This is a genomic window from Dyella japonica (assembly GCF_040545895.1).
GTDB classification, from domain to species: domain Bacteria; phylum Pseudomonadota; class Gammaproteobacteria; order Xanthomonadales; family Rhodanobacteraceae; genus Dyella; species Dyella japonica_D.
On record NZ_JBEPMU010000002.1, the window covers coordinates 618,110 to 635,142 of the forward strand.

Annotated in this window: 17 protein-coding genes and 1 tRNA gene; 3 read left to right on the forward strand and 15 right to left on the reverse strand. The window is 64.3% G+C overall.

Going from position 1 to position 17,033, the window contains the following annotated elements; genetic code table 11:
* Positions 1-175: 175 nt before the first annotated feature.
* The 3 genes from ABIC75_RS09430 to rplM form a co-directional block, all read right to left on the reverse strand.
* Positions 176-249 (reverse strand) — tRNA-Gln (locus ABIC75_RS09430).
* A 66-nt stretch (positions 250-315) separates the two neighbouring features.
* Positions 316-708: a 30S ribosomal protein S9 gene (gene rpsI, locus ABIC75_RS09435; RefSeq protein ID WP_109123709.1), complete on the reverse strand. Its 393-nt coding sequence runs from the start codon at positions 706-708 to the stop codon at positions 316-318.
* Between the two features lie 9 nt (positions 709-717).
* Positions 718-1,146 carry a 50S ribosomal protein L13 gene (gene rplM / locus ABIC75_RS09440; RefSeq protein WP_354013574.1) on the reverse strand — a complete coding sequence of 143 codons (429 nt, stop codon included), beginning with the start codon at positions 1,144-1,146 and terminating at the stop codon, positions 718-720.
* Positions 1,147-1,286: 140 nt separating this feature from the next.
* Here rplM and ABIC75_RS09445 point away from each other — a divergent pair, with 140 nt between their 5' ends.
* Together ABIC75_RS09445 and coq7 are read left to right on the forward strand one after the other, a co-directional pair.
* Positions 1,287-2,495: a (Fe-S)-binding protein gene (locus ABIC75_RS09445; RefSeq protein ID WP_354013575.1), complete on the forward strand. Its 1,209-nt coding sequence runs from the start codon at positions 1,287-1,289 to the stop codon at positions 2,493-2,495.
* Complete coding sequence (coq7, locus tag ABIC75_RS09450; protein WP_354013576.1) at positions 2,492-3,133, forward strand: 2-polyprenyl-3-methyl-6-methoxy-1,4-benzoquinone monooxygenase; 642 nt, start codon at positions 2,492-2,494, stop codon at positions 3,131-3,133. The genes ABIC75_RS09445 and coq7 overlap by 4 nt, the downstream gene beginning before the upstream one ends.
* Before the next feature lie 631 nt (positions 3,134-3,764).
* Here coq7 and speD read toward each other — a convergent pair.
* Positions 3,765-4,550, reverse strand: a complete 786-nt coding sequence (gene speD / locus ABIC75_RS09455; protein WP_019465856.1) for an adenosylmethionine decarboxylase — start codon at positions 4,548-4,550, stop codon at positions 3,765-3,767.
* A gap of 278 nt (positions 4,551-4,828) precedes the next feature.
* Here speD and crp point away from each other — a divergent pair, with 278 nt between their 5' ends.
* Positions 4,829-5,524, forward strand: a complete 696-nt coding sequence (gene crp, locus ABIC75_RS09460) for a cAMP-activated global transcriptional regulator CRP (RefSeq protein WP_187055443.1) — start codon at positions 4,829-4,831, stop codon at positions 5,522-5,524.
* A 75-nt stretch (positions 5,525-5,599) separates the two neighbouring features.
* Here crp and ABIC75_RS09465 read toward each other — a convergent pair whose 3' ends face one another.
* The 11 genes from ABIC75_RS09465 to ABIC75_RS09515 form a co-directional block, all read right to left on the reverse strand.
* Complete coding sequence (locus ABIC75_RS09465; RefSeq protein ID WP_354013577.1) at positions 5,600-6,589, reverse strand: bifunctional helix-turn-helix transcriptional regulator/GNAT family N-acetyltransferase; 990 nt, start codon at positions 6,587-6,589, stop codon at positions 5,600-5,602.
* 168 nt (positions 6,590-6,757) lie between these two features.
* A complete protein-coding gene (locus ABIC75_RS09470) occupies positions 6,758-7,465 on the reverse strand; it encodes an HAD family hydrolase (protein ID WP_354013578.1) in 708 nt (235 codons plus the stop codon).
* A 21-nt stretch (positions 7,466-7,486) separates the two neighbouring features.
* Complete coding sequence (gene trpC / locus ABIC75_RS09475) at positions 7,487-8,281, reverse strand: indole-3-glycerol phosphate synthase TrpC (RefSeq protein WP_354013579.1); 795 nt, start codon at positions 8,279-8,281, stop codon at positions 7,487-7,489.
* 42 nt (positions 8,282-8,323) lie between these two features.
* Positions 8,324-9,391, reverse strand: coding sequence for an anthranilate phosphoribosyltransferase (trpD, locus tag ABIC75_RS09480; protein ID WP_354013580.1), 1,068 nt, complete (start codon positions 9,389-9,391; stop codon positions 8,324-8,326).
* Positions 9,388-9,984, reverse strand: coding sequence for an anthranilate synthase component II (locus ABIC75_RS09485; RefSeq protein ID WP_354013581.1), 597 nt, complete (start codon positions 9,982-9,984; stop codon positions 9,388-9,390). Before ABIC75_RS09485 ends, trpD begins: the two co-directional genes overlap by 4 nt.
* 267 nt (positions 9,985-10,251) lie before the next feature.
* The gene (locus ABIC75_RS09490; protein ID WP_354013582.1) at positions 10,252-11,388 is read right to left on the reverse strand and encodes an NAD(P)/FAD-dependent oxidoreductase; all 1,137 of its coding nucleotides are present in this window, start codon (positions 11,386-11,388) and stop codon (positions 10,252-10,254) included.
* On the reverse strand, positions 11,385-12,632 hold the full coding sequence (locus tag ABIC75_RS09495) for a dicarboxylate/amino acid:cation symporter (RefSeq protein ID WP_354013583.1): 1,248 nt from the start codon (positions 12,630-12,632) through the stop codon (positions 11,385-11,387). Before ABIC75_RS09495 ends, ABIC75_RS09490 begins: the two co-directional genes overlap by 4 nt.
* Positions 12,629-13,423, reverse strand: coding sequence for a L,D-transpeptidase family protein (locus ABIC75_RS09500; RefSeq protein WP_436407900.1), 795 nt, complete (start codon positions 13,421-13,423; stop codon positions 12,629-12,631). The genes ABIC75_RS09495 and ABIC75_RS09500 overlap by 4 nt, the downstream gene beginning before the upstream one ends.
* Positions 13,424-13,444: 21 nt before the next feature.
* Positions 13,445-14,302 carry a MurR/RpiR family transcriptional regulator gene (locus ABIC75_RS09505; RefSeq protein ID WP_354013584.1) on the reverse strand — a complete coding sequence of 286 codons (858 nt, stop codon included), beginning with the start codon at positions 14,300-14,302 and terminating at the stop codon, positions 13,445-13,447.
* A gap of 165 nt (positions 14,303-14,467) precedes the next feature.
* The gene (locus ABIC75_RS09510) at positions 14,468-15,565 is read right to left on the reverse strand and encodes a dipeptide epimerase (protein ID WP_354013585.1); all 1,098 of its coding nucleotides are present in this window, start codon (positions 15,563-15,565) and stop codon (positions 14,468-14,470) included.
* A 61-nt stretch (positions 15,566-15,626) separates the two neighbouring features.
* Entirely contained in the window at positions 15,627-17,033 is a 1,407-nt protein-coding gene (locus ABIC75_RS09515; RefSeq protein ID WP_436407901.1) for an SH3 domain-containing protein, read from the reverse strand.

The window sequence follows — 17,033 nt, forward strand, 5'->3', positions numbered from 1 at the left end:
TGGAGCCCTGGATTGTTTCGCCCCATCCATGGGGCTCACCCCTACGCGCTTCGCGCTACGGGGCCAGCGCTGTGCGCTGTCCAAATTTGTTCCTGACAAATTTGTCGAACGGGGTCCGAGTCCTCTACCTCCCAGCCAAAATAAAAGGCCCGCCTAAATGGCGGGCCTTTTATTTTGGCTGGGAGACTAGGATTCGAACCTAGATAAACGGAGTCAGAGTCCGTTGTCCTACCGTTAGACGATCTCCCAAAACCCTGCGGAGCGGTGCGCTCTGACTTGGTGCACCGAACCGTCGAAGCAACTCTCCGAGGAGAATTAGCGCTTCGAGAACTGGGTAGCGCGGCGGGCCTTATGCAGACCGACCTTCTTGCGCTCGACCTCGCGGGCGTCACGGGTCACGAAGCCAGCCTTGCGGAGCTGGGACTTCAGGCTTTCGTCGTACTCGATCAGGGCGCGAGCGATGCCGAGGCGGATCGCACCGGCCTGGCCGGTGATGCCGCCGCCGGCGACGGTCACGTTCACGTCGAACTTCTCGGTCGCGTCGATCAGCTCAAGCGGCTGACGCACGATCATGCGCGACGTCTCACGACCGAAGAACTGGTCGAGGGTCTTGCCGTTGACGGTGATCGCGCCGGTGCCCTTGCGCAGGAACACGCGAGCGGCGGAGGTCTTGCGACGGCCAGTGCCGTAGTTCTGCTGGATCGCCATGATGATTCCTTAGAGTTCCAGCGCCTGCGGCTGCTGAGCGGTATGCGGATGTTCGGCGCCGCCGTACACCTTGAGCTTGCGGTACATCGCGCGGCCGAGCGGATTCTTCGGCAGCATGCCCTTGACGGCAATCTCGATGACGCGCTCCGGATGCGTGGCCAGCAAATCCTTGAGACTCGTGGTCTTCAGGTTGCCGACGTAGCCGGTGAAGCGGTGGTACATCTTGTCGTCCAGCTTGGCACCCGTGACGGCCACCTTCTCAGCGTTGACCACGACGATGTAATCGCCGGTGTCGACGTGCGGGGTGAATTCCGGCTTGTGCTTGCCACGCAGACGGCGGGCGATCTCGGTCGAAAGACGACCGAGCGTCTTGTCCGTGGCGTCAATCACGAACCAATCGCGCTTGACGCTTTCCGGCTTGGCGCTGAACGTTTTCATTTCAGAATACCTAGTCTGCCGCCTCTAGGGCGGTTCACATAATCGGTGGAACAAAGGCGCGAGATGATAACGGAGTTTTCATCAATCGCGCAAGCCCACCGACCGGTGGGATGCGAGCTGGCAATGATAGCATGATGACCATGGCGCTTGAAAAGCCCCCCCATACTCGAAAACAGAAGATCGCTGCCCTTGCCGACCAGTGCGTGCAATGTGGCCTGTGCCTTCCCACCTGCCCCACCTATGGCCTGGACGGCAACGAAGCCGAATCGCCGCGCGGGCGCATCGCCATCGCAGCGGCGCTGGCCCGTGGCGATGCCGAGCCCACGGCCGCCCTGCGCATCCATCTGGACCATTGCCTGGGGTGCCTCAACTGCCAGCGCGTGTGCCCGGCCAACGTCGCCTACGACGAGCTGCTGGTGGAAACGCGGGCGCTGATCGGGCCGTCGCCACAACGCCCCAGGCAATTGCTGGCCATGCTCAAGCAGCCCACCTTGCTTCGGCTGGCCGCGCGCTTAGGCGGAGCCACCGGCCTGAAGCATTGGAAGAAGCGTCTCGGTGATCGCCTGCCAGCCAGTTCGGCGTGGCGCGCTGCACTGGAAACGTGGCCGGACACCGCCAGCGCGCCCATGCCACCGGCATCCACGAATGGCAACGCCGAGGAAATCACCGTCGCCCTCTTTCCCGGCTGTGTCGCAAGCGTCGAGGACGAGGCCGCCGAACGTGCCGCCACCGTGCTGCTACAGGCTGCGGGCTATCGCGTCACGCGCCTGCCAGCTTTTTGTTGTGGCGCGATGGATCTGCATGGCGGCGACATGGATACCGCGGATCGGCTTGCCGACCGCGTGCGCGACTGCTGGCAAACATCGGGGGCGACACATCTCGTCAGCGTGACACCTGGTTGCCTGGGAACGCTGCGGCGCGCGCTTCCAGGCGTCGCGGTGGCCGACCCGATCATGCTGATTGCGGCACGCAAGGAGCGCCTGGCGTTCCGTCCTCTGGAGCGACGTATCGCACTGCACTTTCCATGCACCCAGCTCAATGTGGCGCGTAGCGAGTCGGCACTGCAGGAGCTGCTGCGGCAGGTGCCGTCGCTCGATGTCGCACCCGTGCCGCGTCCACCGCACTGCTGCGGCGCGGCCGGCTCGCACATGCTGGAATTCCCCGAGCGCGCGGCGCGCCTTCGCGATGGCGTACTTGGACAAATCGCCATCTTGGCACCGCAGCAGCTGTTGTCGTCCAATATCGGTTGCCGCCTGCACCTAGCGGCAGGCATGGATGGCCATGGCGCGCATTGGCCGACCATGCATCCGCTTACGCTGCTTGCGCAGCAACTGGAGACATCGCCATGAACGCACGCACGCTTTCCCCGCTCGACCGCCTGTTGTCCGGCATCGAACGCGCGCTGGAAACCGTGTCCGGTACCCCGGAAGCCGCACGCCCTTCACCGGCCGACGCTTTCGACGAAGCCGACATGGACGATGCGGAGCGCCGCCATGCCGCCGGCCTCATGCGCATCAACCACACCGGCGAAGTCTGCGCGCAGGCACTTTATGACGGGCAGGCTGCACTGGCCCGCAATGACGACATCCGCGAACACCTGCAGCACGCCGCCGCCGAGGAAACCGATCACCTCGCCTGGTGCGCCGAACGCCTGAAGGAACTCGACAGCCGCCCCAGCCTGTTCAATCCGCTGTGGTACGCGGGCAGCTACGCCATCGGCGCCTTGGCAGCACTCGCCGGCGACCCGGTAAGCCTGGGTTTCGTGGTGGAAACGGAGCGCCAAGTGGAGGCGCACCTGGAAGAACACCTCGACAAGCTGCCGCCACAGGACGAACGCTCCCGCGCCGTGCTGTCGCAGATGCAGGCCGACGAGATCCGCCACGCCCACAACGCACGCGAACGCGGCGGCATCGACCTGCCGTTTCCGATTCCCGGCGTGATGCACCTGACGTCGATGGTGATGAAGACGGTGGCGTATAGGGTTTGACCCGACGCTCGCCAGACGTTCTCGAGAGCACCGGCTTCTCACACCGTAAGCCGGCAGTGCCCTGACCTTACCCCGAATGGAAGAAGAGAAAGCAGGAGGCACTGCAAAAAGCGAGTCCGCTTTAAGTCCTCTTCGCTTCGGCGCGTTGCTGTGTAGCGGCAACGCTCATTAGGGAGATCGTGACGATCTGAACCCCGAAGGCTGCAAGGCTCGTATCCAACAGAACGCTATGAGCCTTTGCCTTGAGGGCCGTTTTCTTTGGGTTACTTTTCTTTGACTCCGGGCATCCTGCCCTCCGCTCTTCGGGCCGGCTTCGCCGTTCGCATGCGCTCCTGCGCATGCATGGGCCAGCAAAAGAAAAGTGACTTGAGCGGCGGCAGCCGATCGAAACGCCCGCCGCGCAGGCGGCATGTCGGCGGAAGCGCTGCATGAGGACGACCGCAACGGTAACGCGACAACCGCAGCCCAAAGTCACTGGATTCCTGCCTTCGCAGGAATGACGAGCCAAGAACAAATGCCGCCAGGCACGGAAGTGAAAACAACGCCAGTGGCAAAAATGGCGAGCCCAACCAGTGCCGTCCCCGAACGCCGAGAGGGCCGCAAAAAAACCCGCCTTTCGGCGGGTTCTTCGTCACATCAGGTTGCGCCCGTGAAACAACTCCTCGATCTCGCGCCGCAACAGCGACTCGATGCGCTGGCGCTCCTTGAACGAGAGGTCGTCCGCATGCGCCTCGAAGAGGTACGTATCAAGGTCGAAGTCCTTGATGTGCATCTTCGTGTGGAACATGTTTTCCTGGTACACGTTCACGTCAAACATCTCGTATTTCTGGCGGATGTGCTTGGCCAGGTAGTCCTGCACCGAGTTGATCTTGTGGTCGATGAAGTGCTTCTTGCCCTTCACGTCACGCGTGAAGCCGCGCACGCGGTAGTCGGCGATCACGATGTCCGACTCGAAGCTGTCGATCAGATAGTTCAGGGCCTTCAGCGGCGAGATCACGCCGCAGGTGGCGACATCAATGTCCGCACGGAAGGTCGCAATGCCGTTGTGCGGGTGCGTTTCCGGGTAGGTGTGGACGGTGATGTGGCTCTTGTCCAGGTGCGCGACCACCGCGTCGGAGATGGTGTCGCGGCCAAGCTTCTCCACCACCGGCTCCTCGGAAATGAGAATGGTGACGGACGCGCCTTGCGGATCGTAGTCCTGGCGTGCAATGTTCAGGATGTTGGCGCCGATGATCTCGGCCACATCCGTCAGGATCTGGGTCAGGCGATCGGCGTCGTACTGCTCGTCGATGTACTCGATATAACGCTGGCGCTGTTCTTCGGACACCGCATAGCAGATGTCATAGATATTGAAGCTCAGGGCCTTCGTCAAATTGTTGAAGCCCTGCAGACGCAGGCGGGGAAGCGGTTTAACCACAGCGACTCTCCATGGCCGGGGATGGGGCCAGCAGTAGAGGCGGGTTAGCTACAAGGGTCCCCGCTGGATAATTCGACGTGAAAGCACGAAGCTTCCACGACCCTTGTGACCGGACCGCGACAAAGGGATCGCGTCCGAAAGACCGTGAAGTATGCGGCAAAAAAAAGGAAAACTGAACCTTCGGCAGGTCAGGTTAGTTTGCCATAATGCCTGGAGGGTTAAGGTTTGGACTACCGGGGGACGCTTGCGGCCCCCGTTTTGAATCAACGGGATCTCACGTGGCGCAACTCAAATATCAGCTACAGCAGGCTTTTGAACGTTCCCAGGCGCCAGCGAATTTCGCACCGGACCCGGCCTCGATGGAGCGATTTCTTGCGCTTTGCCATCGCCGGCGCTATCCGGGCAAGACCGCGATCATCCGTCCAGGCGACCCCGCCAACACGCTTTATTACATCGTGGACGGCTCCTTGGCCGTTTGCACGGAGGACGAGCAGGGCCGTGAGCTGATCCTGGCCTACCTGAGCCGAGGCCAGTTCATCGGCGAGATGGGCCTGTTCGTGGAGCAGGCGCAGCGCGAGTCCATGGTGCGTACCCGCACCGCCTGCGAGATGGCCGAAATCAGCTACGAGCGCCTGTTCCAGCTGATGGAAGGGCCGCTGCGCGAGGAATGCCCGAAGATCCTGTTCGCCATCGGCTCCCAGCTGACCCATCGCCTGCTGCGGACCTCGCGCCAGGTCAGCCGCATGGCCTTCATGGACGTGACCAACCGCATCTCCAAGACCCTGCTGGACCTGTGCCAGGAGCCCGATGCGATGACCCATCCGGAAGGCACCCAGATCCGCATTTCCCGCCAGGAAGTGAGCCGCATCGTGGGCTGCTCCCGCGAAATGGTGGGCCGCGTGCTCAAGCAGCTCGAGGAACAGGGCATGATCGACGTGGCCGGCAAGACCATCGTGGTCCGCGGCACCCGCTAAGCGCCGCCAGGTTCTGCCCAGACGAAAAAACCCGGCCTTGGCCGGGTTTTTTCTTTCCAACGCCCGAAGCCTGCTTCAGCTCCGCACGGCCGCCGCCTGGGCACGCTGGCGCTGTTCGGGCTGATAGATCATGTACACGTCCGCGCGCTCGTAGTGCGAGCCCGCGCGCACGGAGGGCTGCAACACAAATCCGGCCTGCTCGTACATCCGCAGCGCCGTCTTGAGGCGGCTGTTGGATTCCAGGAACAGCTCCTTGCCGCCGCGGCGATGGAATTCGGCAATGGCCGCGGCCAGCAATACACGGCCCGCGCCCATGCCGCGGAAGGTCTCGTCCACGCCCATCTTGGACAGCTCGTAGACCCTCGGCGCCTCCTGCAGCAGCGCACAGGTGCCGATGACCTCGCCGGCCAGGCGCGCGAAGAAGATGGCACCACCCGGCGCCAGCACGTAGCGTTCGGGGTCGCCGAGCATTTCGCGGTCGACGTCCTCGATGCGGAAATGCCGCTGCAGCCACTGGGCATTGAGGCGGTAGAAATGATCCTTCAGCGCCGGCTCGTAGGGCACGACTTCCAGCGCGGCCTTGGTCACGATGGCGTGCTCGGCCAGCATGGCGTCGACCACGGAACGTTCCTGCACCGCCGCCTCGGTGGCTGCCAGCGCGTTGAGCAGGGCTTCCAGCCCCTCTTCGCCCAGCGACTTCACGATGCCGCGGCGCACGGCCACCCAGATTGGTCCCAGCGCCGAAAGATCGGTGCGCCCTTTTTCGGTGAGCGCGAGCAGGCTGCGGCGGCCATCCTGGGCGTCCTTCTTGCGGCAGACCAGGCCGGCGTCGACCAGCTTGTCGGCCAGCTGGCTTACCGCCGAATGCGTCTGCCCGATGGCCTGCGCCACGTCGCTGACGGTGGTTTCGCCGTTTTCCCAGAGGAAGCGCAGCACCGGGAACCAGCGCGACTCCACCCCGGCCCCGCAGGTGCGGTAGACCTCGTCGACGGCGGCATAGAAGTGATCGCTGAGCGATTTGAGCCGGCTACCAAGCGCCAGCTGGGCGAGCGAAGGGAGATACATCCGACAACCCTCGAACCAATTATGTAAGCACTAACGTAATTTGCCCTATGCGCCAAGGCAAGCCGCATACGCCCGGCGACGCCTGGTGGCGTCACCATCATCCGTGAAGGGCAAATTCCCCTGCCCCGTGATCGCGCGCAGCGTGCGCTTCCCTGGGGAAAAAGCCGGTTAGAACCAGTCGACGCGGGTGATGGTGCGACCCAGCGCCTTCTCCAGCTTCTTGCAGACCTTGGGCGTGCCGTTGACCAGCACGGCTTCCGCCGCAGGCTTGAGCATGGGGGCATCGACCGCCGAGTCGCTATAGGCCACATGCCACTCGCCAACCCCGAAAGCCGCCAGCTGTGCGGGCTTGCGGCGACCCACGTTGTGCAGCTTCACGCGCATGCCCAACAGGCCGGGACGCAGTTGCGAGGCCAGTACGTCGACATCGCCGAGGCCGAGCTGGGCCAGGATATGGCTGACCAGCACGTGCTCGCAGCCGGTGACCACGATCACGCGATCGCCGGCGGCCTGATGGCGACGCAGCGCGCTCAGGCCATCGCGACAGAACTGCTTGGGACGGCGCACCAGGCTGGCGCCGAAGGCTTCCGCCGCGAGCCGGTAACGCCGCTCGTTGAGGCCCAGCAAACCCACGTGCACCAGTGCACGCTCGGCCAGCCGGCGCGAAAACGGCACCACCAGGATCATCCACGGCAACGCGAACAGCGCGCCCAGCTTGCGCAGCCACGACCGCTCGAATCGATCGCGCATGAAGAGATAGAAGGCGTCGCCGTGAATCAGCACGCCATCGAAATCGAACAACACCGTGCGCTGTGCAACGGCATCCAACACCACTTCTGCCGTCACCGGCTCGAGACTGGTTTCCCCTGTGCTCATGGGTCTACGTCTGAACCGCGATCAGTTCGTGGCGAACAGGCGCTTCAATTCCGCGCCCGGATCCTCGGCGCGCATGAAGGCCTCGCCGACGAGGAATGCATTGATGCCCGCGTCGCGCAGCGTGGCCACATCGTCGGGCGTGTGGATGCCCGACTCGCTCACCAGGATGCGGTCGTATTCCATCAGCTGCTGCAGCTCAAGCGACGTGTCCAGCGAGGTATGGAACGTGCGCAGGTTGCGGTTGTTCACCCCGATCAGCGGCACGGGCAGCGCCAGCGCGCGTTCCAGTTCCTCTGCATCATGCACTTCGCACAGCACGTCGAGATCGAGCTCGGCGGCGAGCAGCGAGAGTTCGAGCAGCGCCGAATCCGCCAGTGCGGCAACGATGAGCAGGATGCAGTCGGCGCCGATCACGCGCGCCTCGTAGACCTGGTACGGGTCGATCACGAAATCCTTGCGCAGCACGGGCAGCGAACACGCCTCGCGCGCCTGCTGCAGGAAGTCCTCGCTGCCCTGGAAGAAATCCTTGTCGGTGAGTACCGAAAGGCAGGCTGCGCCGCCCTTTTCGTAGCTGCGCGCAATCGCCGCCGGATTGAAATCCGGGCGGATCAGGCCCTTGCTGGGACTGGCGCGCTTCACCTCGGCAATCACCGCCGGCAGGCCGGCATCGACCTTGGCCTCGATGGCCGCTGCAAATCCGCGCGTTTCCGGCAGGTCCGCCACGCGCGAGGACAATTCCGACAAAGGCAGCCTGGCGCTGCGCTCGGCCACTTCTTCAGTCTTGCGGGTGAGGATGCGCTGGAGGATATCGGTCATGGCAAAAGCTTGCGGGGAGGGGGGATGAAAATAGCGTGAGCGTCAGGCCGCTTCCGCCAGACGTCGCGTGGTGGCGACGAAGGCGTCCATTTTTGCACGAGCCGCGCCACTGGCGATGGTCGAGCGCGCCAGGTCGATGCCCGCCGCGATGGAATCCACCACATTGGCTGCATACAGCGCCGCGCCCGCATTGAGACAGACGATGTCATGCGGCACACCGCGACGCCCTTCCAGCGCTTCCAGCAGCATCGCGCGCGACTCTTCCGCATTTTCCACGCGGAGGTTGCGGCTGGAGGCCATGGCAAGACCAAAATCCTCCGGCTCCACTTCGTATTCGCGCACTTCGCCGTCGCGCAATTCGCCCACCAGCGTGGCCGCGCCCAGCGAGATCTCGTCCATGCCGTCGCGGCCCCACACCACCAGCGCGTGCTTCGCGCCAAGCGCCTGCAGCACGCGCACCTGGATGCCGACCAGATCGGGATGGAACACGCCCATCAGGATATTCGGCGCACCGGCAGGATTGGTCAGCGGCCCGAGGATATTGAACAGCGTGCGCACGCCCATTTCCTTGCGCACCGGCGCCACCACTTTCATCGCGGGATGATGGTTCGGCGCGAACATGAAGCCGATGCCCACCTCCTGCATGCACTGGGCGACCTTGGCAGGCGGCAGGTCGATCACTGCGCCCAGCGCTTCGAGCACATCCGCGCTGCCCGACTTGGACGACACGCTGCGCCCGCCATGCTTGGCGATGCGCGCACCGGCCGCCGCGGCAACGAACATCGACGCGGTGGAAATATTGAAGCTCGATGCGCCATCGCCACCGGTGCCGACGATGTCCACGAAATGCTCGTGCATCGGCAGGTCCACCTTGGCGGACAACTCGCGCATCACGCGCGCCGCGCCGGTGATCTCGCCCACGGTTTCCTTCTTTACGCGCAGGCCCGTGATGATCGCAGCCGTCATCAGCGGGCTCACTTCGCCACGCATGATCTGGCGCATCAACTCGATCATCTCGTCATGAAAGATTTCGCGATGTTCGATGGTGCGCTGAAGCGCTTCCTGCGGCGTGATGGTGACGCGCCGCCCCACATTGCCCGCCACGTTCATGCGGCGAGCTTCAGCGGCAGGCCGAGGAAATTGCGCAGCAGGTCGTGACCGTACTGCGTGAGGATGGATTCGGGATGGAACTGCACGCCTTCGACGTTCAAGGTCTTGTGGCGCAGGCCCATGATCTCGTCGATGGAGCCATCCGCATTTTCCGTCCATGCGGTGACTTCGAGGCAGTCAGGCAACGAATCCTGTTCCACCACCAGCGAGTGGTAGCGCGTGGCTTCGAACGGATCGGGCAGGCCGGCAAACACGCCCTGGCCGCGATGACGCACCGGCGAGGTCTTGCCGTGCATGATCTGCTTGGCGCGTATCACCTTGCCGCCGAATACCTGGCCGATGGCCTGATGGCCCAGGCACACGCCGAACACGGGAATCTCGCCCGCGAGTTCGCGCAGCACGTCCAGCGACACGCCCGAATCATCCGGCGTGCCCGGGCCCGGGGAAATCATGATGTGGGAAGGCCGCAGCGCACGGATGCCAGCCACGTCCAGCGCGTCGTTGCGCACCACCTTCACCGCCTGCCCCAGCTCGCCCAGGTACTGCACGAGGTTGAAGGTGAAGCTGTCGTAGTTGTCGATCATCAGCAGCATACGTGGCTCAACTCTTTGATTTGGCGATACCGAGCAACCACCGCTGCTGCGGGATACCCGAGGGGCAACCTTGACCGCCAGCCGATGCCGGCGCGGCCACCGACCCGTCCGATTGTAGCGGCCGCCGTCGCGGCGGTGCAGCATCGGGCCAGTTCGATGGTTTCGCAGGAGCCGGGGCCGCCCCTTCAGGGGAATGAGTGCCGGAAACGGGCGCTGGGGTTGTTTCTCAGGCGCCGCGACACATCAGCGTCATGGCCGCAGGCACCTTCAGCCCTGCAGGCGCCGAGGATCGAGCATCTCGGCCGAGATGCCGGCATCCTGCAGATGGCCGGGCAGCGGGCGCCCCAGGGCGAGGTTCGCACAGCTCTCGCCCATGGCCGCCGAGGTCTGGATGCCGTAGCCGCCCTGCGCCGCTACCCAGAAGAAATCAGTCGAGCCCGGGGCAAATCCGCCGACCAGGTCGCCATCCGCCACGAACGAGCGCAGGCCCGCCCAGGTGCGCGTGGGGCGGCGGATCGTCATCGTGGTCACCTCTTCGATGCGATGGATGCCGATGGCGATATCGAGCTCTTCCGGCTGCACGTCGTGCGGCGTCACGGGATCTGCATTGGCGGGGCAGCCGAGCAAGAGGCCGGCATCGGGCTTGAAGTAAAAGCCCTCCTCCACGTCCATCACAAACGGCCAGCGCGAGACATCCACGCCTGCCGGCGGTTCGAACAGGAAGGCCGAACGCCGGCGGGGCTGGATGCCGATGGGCGCGATGCCGGCCAACGCGGCGACCTGATCCACCCACGCACCCGCTGCATTGATCAGCAGTGGTGCACGGAAGTGTTGTTCGCCCGCATCGACGAACCAGTGGCCGGGACCACGTTCAACGGAACGAATGTCGACATTCACGCGCAACTGACCGCCGCGAGCACGCAGCCCGCGCAGAAAGCCCTGATGCAGCTCGTTCACGTCGATATCGGCGGCGCCCGGCTCGTACAAACCGATGTGCGCGGCGTCCGGACGCAACACGGGTACGGTTTCGCGCAGCCACGCTGCGTCCACCACGCGCAGGCCTTGCGTGCGCGACGCCATCTCCGCATGCAGTGTGTGCACCTTCTCGATGTGATCGACGGCGCCGATGCTCAGCGAGCCGCGTGGCGAAAGGATCGCATGCTGCGCAAAGCCCTCCGGCGAATGATCGAAGAAGCGACGCGACGCGCGCGTCAAGGCGCGCACCTGCGCGGAACCGTACGTCTCGGAGAACAGCGCCGCCGAGCGCCCGGTGGAATGCACGCCAGCGTGCTCTTCGCGTTCCAGCACCAGCACGCGCGCATGCGGCGCCATGAAATAAGCCACGGAAGCGCCGGCCATGCCGGCTCCGATCACAATGACATCGGCGTCGTGCAACGTGCTCATGGTGTGGACGTTTCTCGTGCGGATTGGCGAGCCACCACGCTGGTGGCGGTGAGATCGGCGGTGACGTTGCCCAGCGTGGCCAGCGCATCAGGCAAGGCATCGACGGCGAGCATCAAGCCCAAGGGACCCACGGGCACGCCCATCGCCTGCGCGACGGGAAGATTGGTCGCCATGAAACTGACCGCACCGGGCAGCCCGACCGAACCGAGGCTGATGACCACGGCAAGCAAAGCTGCTGCAAGCAACGGCGCAAGACCCACGTCGATGCCGTAGGCCCACGCAATGAAACAGGCGGAAACCACGTATTGGATGGGACTGGTCAGGCGGAACAGGCTCACCGCCATCGGCAGCACCAGCGCATTCACCTGCGGTGGATAACCCAATCGACGCTCCGCGCTCTCCAGCATGGCCGGCAGCGACGCCAGCGACGACTGTGTACTCGCCGCCACGATCTGCGCGGGCACGAGCGCGGGCACGAAGCGTCGCAGTGTTTCCCCGCCCCACACCATCGCCACCGGCAACATCAGCAGCGTTACCGCGAGGTAGATCAGGCACTCCACCAACACGTAGATGCCCAGTGCGCTCAGCATGTGCAGCCCTGCTCGGGCGCACACCGCAAGAATCAACGCGAACACGCCCAGCGGCGCCACCCACAGCACCCAGCGCACCACCACGATCATGGTGTCGGCGATGGCCTGGAAGAACGACACGACCAGCGCGCGCCGTTCGGCCTCGATGCGCGTCAATCCGAAACCGAAGAACAGGGCGAACACCACCAGCGGCAACATCGCGCTCTGCGCCGCCGCCATGATGGCGTTGGACGGCACGATGCCGTTGAACCACTCTGCCCAGCCCACTGCACCCGACACCGGCGTCGCATGCGATGCCACGGCGCTTTCGAGCGCCGTCGTGAGCGATGGGTTATGCGAAAACAACGCGAACAACCGCGGAGCCGCGGCCGCCGCGAACAACGCACCACCCGTGAGTATCAGGATGAAGGCCACGATCGCGCGCCGCGCGATGCGTCCGGACGCCGCCGCGTCGCTCGCCGTGTTCACGCCCACCACCACCAGCGCGAACACCAGCGGCACCACGGTCATCTGCAAGGCGTTGAGCCACAGCCGTCCAAACGGCTGTACGGCGTCAGCGACGTGCACCGCGTTCGCCGGCGACCATGCCGCCAGCGCCAGCCCGCCCGCTGCGCCCAAGACCAGGCCGATGAGTACCCGCGAGGTGGGGCTCAAGGCTGCGAGCCCAGCGCAGGTAGATGCCAGGTCGCCTGCAAACGTGCGTATTCGCTCTGCGGCAGCAGCACGAACACGGGCTGCTCCTCGGGCTTCATCCACGCCAGCAGTTGTTGCATCACCGGTTCGGGCATGGCGGTGCAACCAGCCGTGGCGTCGGTGGGCGATTTCCACAGGTGCGCAAAGATGCAGCTGCCGCCGCCAGGCTTGCCCTTGGCGTTGTGTTCGATGACGAAGCCGATCTTGTAGCGCTGGTCGCCGTCCAGGTGCAGGTCGCGGCGCATCGGCTCGCTCGAACCTTCCACGGCTTTCTCGCCCACCTTCTTCGAGTCGACGATCTGGTTGTAGTACGGCGAGCCATCCACGTCGACGCACCAGTCCGTGTCCTGCATCGCTTCGTAAGGCATGTGCGTAGCGATCTTCGCGGCGTAGCCGAACACCGCGCCCACGCGATAGACACCGGCGGCGGCGCGGCCATCGCCCTCGTGCTTCTGCGGGCCATCGCCCTGCGGTTCGTTCAGGCCGATGCCCCAGGCCGAACCCGCGCGCCCCACGGTGACGGCCTGCGCCTTGACCACCGGCTTCCAGCCCTCGCCGTTTCGCTCATAGGCGCGCAGTACACCGTGGTCGGCGTTCCAGTCGGGCGTGATCACCAGCACCATCTGGCGCGACGATTGCCAGGCGAGCGTTTCACTGGCGGCCTGGGCCGTAACCAAGGGCGCAGCTGCCACGACGGCCAAGGCGGCAGCAAGAAAACGACGGTTGACGAAACGACGAACGGAAAAAGTCATGCGACACCGAAGAGGGAGTGACTAGGGCTCCAGCATCTGCTGGACACGTTCGAGATTGGCGAGCAGATGCACGTGCCGCTGTTCGTCACCTTCGCACAGCTGCACGAACACGCCATCGAGCAGATGTTGCAGCGCCGATTGATAGAGCACAGGCTGGATATACGGACGATCGTCGTGGGCGGACACCAGCAAGGCGATATCGGCCAACGCCCGCAGCGGGTTGGAAGTGTGCCGCGTGACCGTAATCAACCGACCGCGACGCTCGCGGAAGAAGCGCCCGATCTTGCACAGCGCCGGGTGATTGCCGTGTTCGGAGAACACCAGCAGCACATCGCCCGCACCCGCCGCAGAGACGCTTGCCGCCATGCGCGGCGCATCGAAGTTGTGCACCGAAGGAATGCCGAGCAGCGACAACCGCAAGGCAAAGCTGCGCGCGTAGATGTCGTCATCGCCCAGGCCGATCATGAAGACCTTGCCATTCGCGCCCGCCGTGGCAATGGCTTCGGCCACGGCCTGCAAGGTCTCGGGCGCATTGATGAGGCGGGTTTCTTCTTCCGATTCGGATTTGCGCCGCCACAGGTTGCCCGACGCAGACTCGCCGAAGGCTGCCGTCGCCTGCGCGGTGACCTGCGCCGCATCGCCGTTGTCGGCGCGCGCGATGGCTTCGCCCACCGAATACTTGAGATCCGGGTAACCCTTGAAACCCAGCTTCTGCGTGAACTTCACCACGCTGGACTGACTGATGCCCAACGCGTTGGCCAGCTGCTGCGACGAGTAGTCGCGCAACAGCTGCGCATTCTCCAGTATGAAATCGGCGATGCGCCGCTCGACGGCCGACATCTGGTCGCGTTCCGAGCGGATTTTCACCAGGGGTGACATGAGTCCATCCTCGCAGGCGAAGCCCAATCACCACTTACACCGTCATTCCCGCGAAAGCGGGAATCCAGTGCCTTTGTCTCGCGCGCCGCTAACGTCGCTGGATTCCCGCTTTCGCGGGAATGACGGGATGGCAGACATGACACGTCGTGGCGGCACCGACTCATGTCAACCGTCCAGTCGCTCGAGTCCACGAATCTCCCGGATACCCAACCCGGGCGCATCGGTGACCGAGATCTCCGATTCGTTGAAGACCACGCCCCCGTCCACCGGGTTGTACTGGCACAGCGAAGGGCCGTCCAGATCCACCTTGGTGATCACCGCGGATTTGGCCACCGCCACGTGCACCGCCGCCGCCACGCTGATGCTGGTTTCCAGCATGCAGCCGATCATGCACTCCACGCCGTACATGGCGGCGATGTCGGCGATGCGGATGGCGTTGGAAATGCCGCCGGTCTTCATCAGCTTGATGTTGATGATGTCGGCGGCGCGCATGCGGATCAGGTCGATCACTTCCATGGGGCCGAACACGCTTTCGTCGGCCATGATGGGCGTGTGCACGCGCTCGGTGACGTAGCGCATGCCTTCGAGATCGCGCGCCTTCACCGGCTGTTCCACCAGCTCCAGCCGCACGCCGGCGTCTTCCAACGTCTGCAGTGCATAGACGGCTTGTTTCGCCGTCCAACCCTGGTTGGCGTCCAGGCGCAGCAGCGCGCGATTCTCCACTGCCGCATAGATCGCCTTGACGCGTTCGATGTCGACGCCGATGTCCTTGCCCACCTTGATCTTCAACGACTCGAAGCCGCGCTCCACCGCGCTCACCGAATCGGCCACCATCTTGTCGATGTAGTCCACGCTGATGGTGATGTCGGTGGTGATCACCGGATCGCCGCCGCCCAACAGCTTGTACAGCGGCGCGTTGTACATCTGGCCCCACAGGTCGTAGATGGCGATTTCCACCGCGGCCTTGGCGCTGGTGTTCTTCTCCATCGAACTCTGGATCAGCTGGGTCAGGCGATTGAGATCGGCGATCTCCTGGCCGATCAGGCGCGGCGCGATGTAGTGGCGGATCGCATCGACGATCGAGCCGTGCGTGTCGCCGGTGATCACCGCCGTCGCCGGCGCTTCGCCGTAGCCGACATGGCCGCTGTCGGTATGCACCATCACCACGATGTCTTCGACCTGGTTGACGGTGCGCAGCGCTGTCTTGAACGGCGTCTTCAGGGGAACCCGCAACATGCCGAACTGGATGTCGGTGATCTTCATAGCATGACCTTCATGGGACTCGCAGGCTTCCTGTCTTCGAGGGGAAATGGGGGCAAGGCGATCACGGGCGCACGTGCACGATGCTGGTCATGCGATCGACGTAGGTGTGCTTGTCGTCGTACATCAGCGGCAGCAGCGGCGTCACCGACACTTCGTTGAGCTTGACGCGGCGCATGCCGCCCTTGTCGTCGCGATAGGACATGCCGCCGGTGTCGTGGATCACGTACGGCTCGCCATCGAGCTTGCCGATCACCATCATCACGTGGCCCGGTATGTACACCAGGTCGCCCACCTGCAGGGCCATCGCGGCCTTGAGGCGTGCGTCGTGGCCGTCCTTGTCGCCAAAGGCCTGATGCGTGAAACCGGGGCTGATCGCCTGCTTGCTGGTGTTGCGCGGCATCTGCACGCCCATGCTGCGATACACGTCGGAGACGAAACCGCTGCAGTCGCGGCCATCGTAATCGTGGCCCCAGCCATAACGCTCGCCCAGGAACTTGAAGGCCTGGCGGATGATGTTGGCCTCGGTCAGCGGCAGGTAGTCGTCCTGCGTGTCGGCGATGCGTTGGACGAGCGCCGGCGAGAACGCGAGCTTGCCATCGGCCTGGCGAATCGGCAGATCCACCACATACGACGCATACGGTGATTGCCCGTTCACCGGTTCATCGGCCGGATGATCGGACAGCACCGGCACGGCCACGCCCATGTCCAGCTGCAATTGCGAGACCGCCGGCTGCTCCGGCGTGAACACGGTGCGGATGGTGCTGCCCGCCACCACGCGATGCGGCAGGCGCGTGTCATAGGTAAGCACCTGCACTGCCGAACCTTCGGCGACGTTGTCGCGATGCGTCCACGCGGCATAGCGCTCGCTCACCACGAACAGCCATTGGCCATCGCGACTGGTGTGGGCGATAAGCACGGGCGTGCCGGGGAATTCGGCGGTTTCCTGGAAGCGGTCGATATCCGTATCGTCCTTCGAGGTGAACACGCGTGTGTCGGTGGGGAACGTACGCAGCGCAGCGCGCCGCACGATCATGCCGTAGTGGCTGGTCTGTTGCGCCGGCACCGCATCGAGCGCCAACGCATCGGCCAGTTGCGCGCGCAGGCCGTCGGGCACGGGCTGGCCCTTGTCGTCGAACAACGGGCGCTTGGGGTATTGCGAAAGATCGTTGATCCAGCCCACCACCGTCGCGCGATCCACATTCGCCGGAATGGCGTGCAGGTTGTGCATGGACGGATCGACTCTCAGCAGCTTCGCGTTCTGCGCGCCGATCTCATCGATGCCAGCCAGCACGCGATCGGGCTGGGCCAGCTGCTTGATCCAGAAATCCGGCCCCAGCATGGCGTTGTTGCTGATGCCGAGCACGCCCGACGGCGGCACGGGCACGGCGTCGGGGCCCTTGTTCGCAAACACCGGGGCCGCTGCCAGCGCGGCGAGCAGGCAAAGCGTGAGGCGAGGCATGAGTCGCAT

What these genes read in the sequence shown, in the direction of transcription:
- ABIC75_RS09510 (WP_354013585.1), bottom strand. Translation starts at nt 15,565, where the DNA reads ATGAAGATCACCGACATCCAGTTCGGCATGTTGCGGGTTCCCCTGAAG.
- ABIC75_RS09485 (WP_354013581.1), bottom strand. Translation starts at nt 9,984, where the DNA reads ATGCTGCTGATGATCGACAACTACGACAGCTTCACCTTCAACCTCGTG.
- rpsI (WP_109123709.1), bottom strand. Translation starts at nt 708, where the DNA reads ATGGCGATCCAGCAGAACTACGGCACTGGCCGTCGCAAGACCTCCGCC.
- ABIC75_RS09505 (WP_354013584.1), bottom strand. Translation starts at nt 14,302, where the DNA reads ATGTCACCCCTGGTGAAAATCCGCTCGGAACGCGACCAGATGTCGGCC.
- trpD (WP_354013580.1), bottom strand. Translation starts at nt 9,391, where the DNA reads ATGAACGTGGCGGGCAATGTGGGGCGGCGCGTCACCATCACGCCGCAG.
- trpC (WP_354013579.1), bottom strand. Translation starts at nt 8,281, where the DNA reads ATGACCGATATCCTCCAGCGCATCCTCACCCGCAAGACTGAAGAAGTG.
- ABIC75_RS09445 (WP_354013575.1), top strand. Translation starts at nt 1,287, where the DNA reads ATGGCGCTTGAAAAGCCCCCCCATACTCGAAAACAGAAGATCGCTGCC.
- ABIC75_RS09500 (WP_436407900.1), bottom strand. Translation starts at nt 13,423, where the DNA reads ATGACTTTTTCCGTTCGTCGTTTCGTCAACCGTCGTTTTCTTGCTGCC.
- ABIC75_RS09470 (WP_354013578.1), bottom strand. Translation starts at nt 7,465, where the DNA reads ATGAGCACAGGGGAAACCAGTCTCGAGCCGGTGACGGCAGAAGTGGTG.
- ABIC75_RS09465 (WP_354013577.1), bottom strand. Translation starts at nt 6,589, where the DNA reads ATGTATCTCCCTTCGCTCGCCCAGCTGGCGCTTGGTAGCCGGCTCAAA.
- ABIC75_RS09490 (WP_354013582.1), bottom strand. Translation starts at nt 11,388, where the DNA reads ATGAGCACGTTGCACGACGCCGATGTCATTGTGATCGGAGCCGGCATG.
- ABIC75_RS09515 (WP_436407901.1), bottom strand. Translation starts at nt 17,033, where the DNA reads ATGCGACTCATGCCTCGCCTCACGCTTTGCCTGCTCGCCGCGCTGGCA.
- rplM (WP_354013574.1), bottom strand. Translation starts at nt 1,146, where the DNA reads ATGAAAACGTTCAGCGCCAAGCCGGAAAGCGTCAAGCGCGATTGGTTC.
- coq7 (WP_354013576.1), top strand. Translation starts at nt 2,492, where the DNA reads ATGAACGCACGCACGCTTTCCCCGCTCGACCGCCTGTTGTCCGGCATC.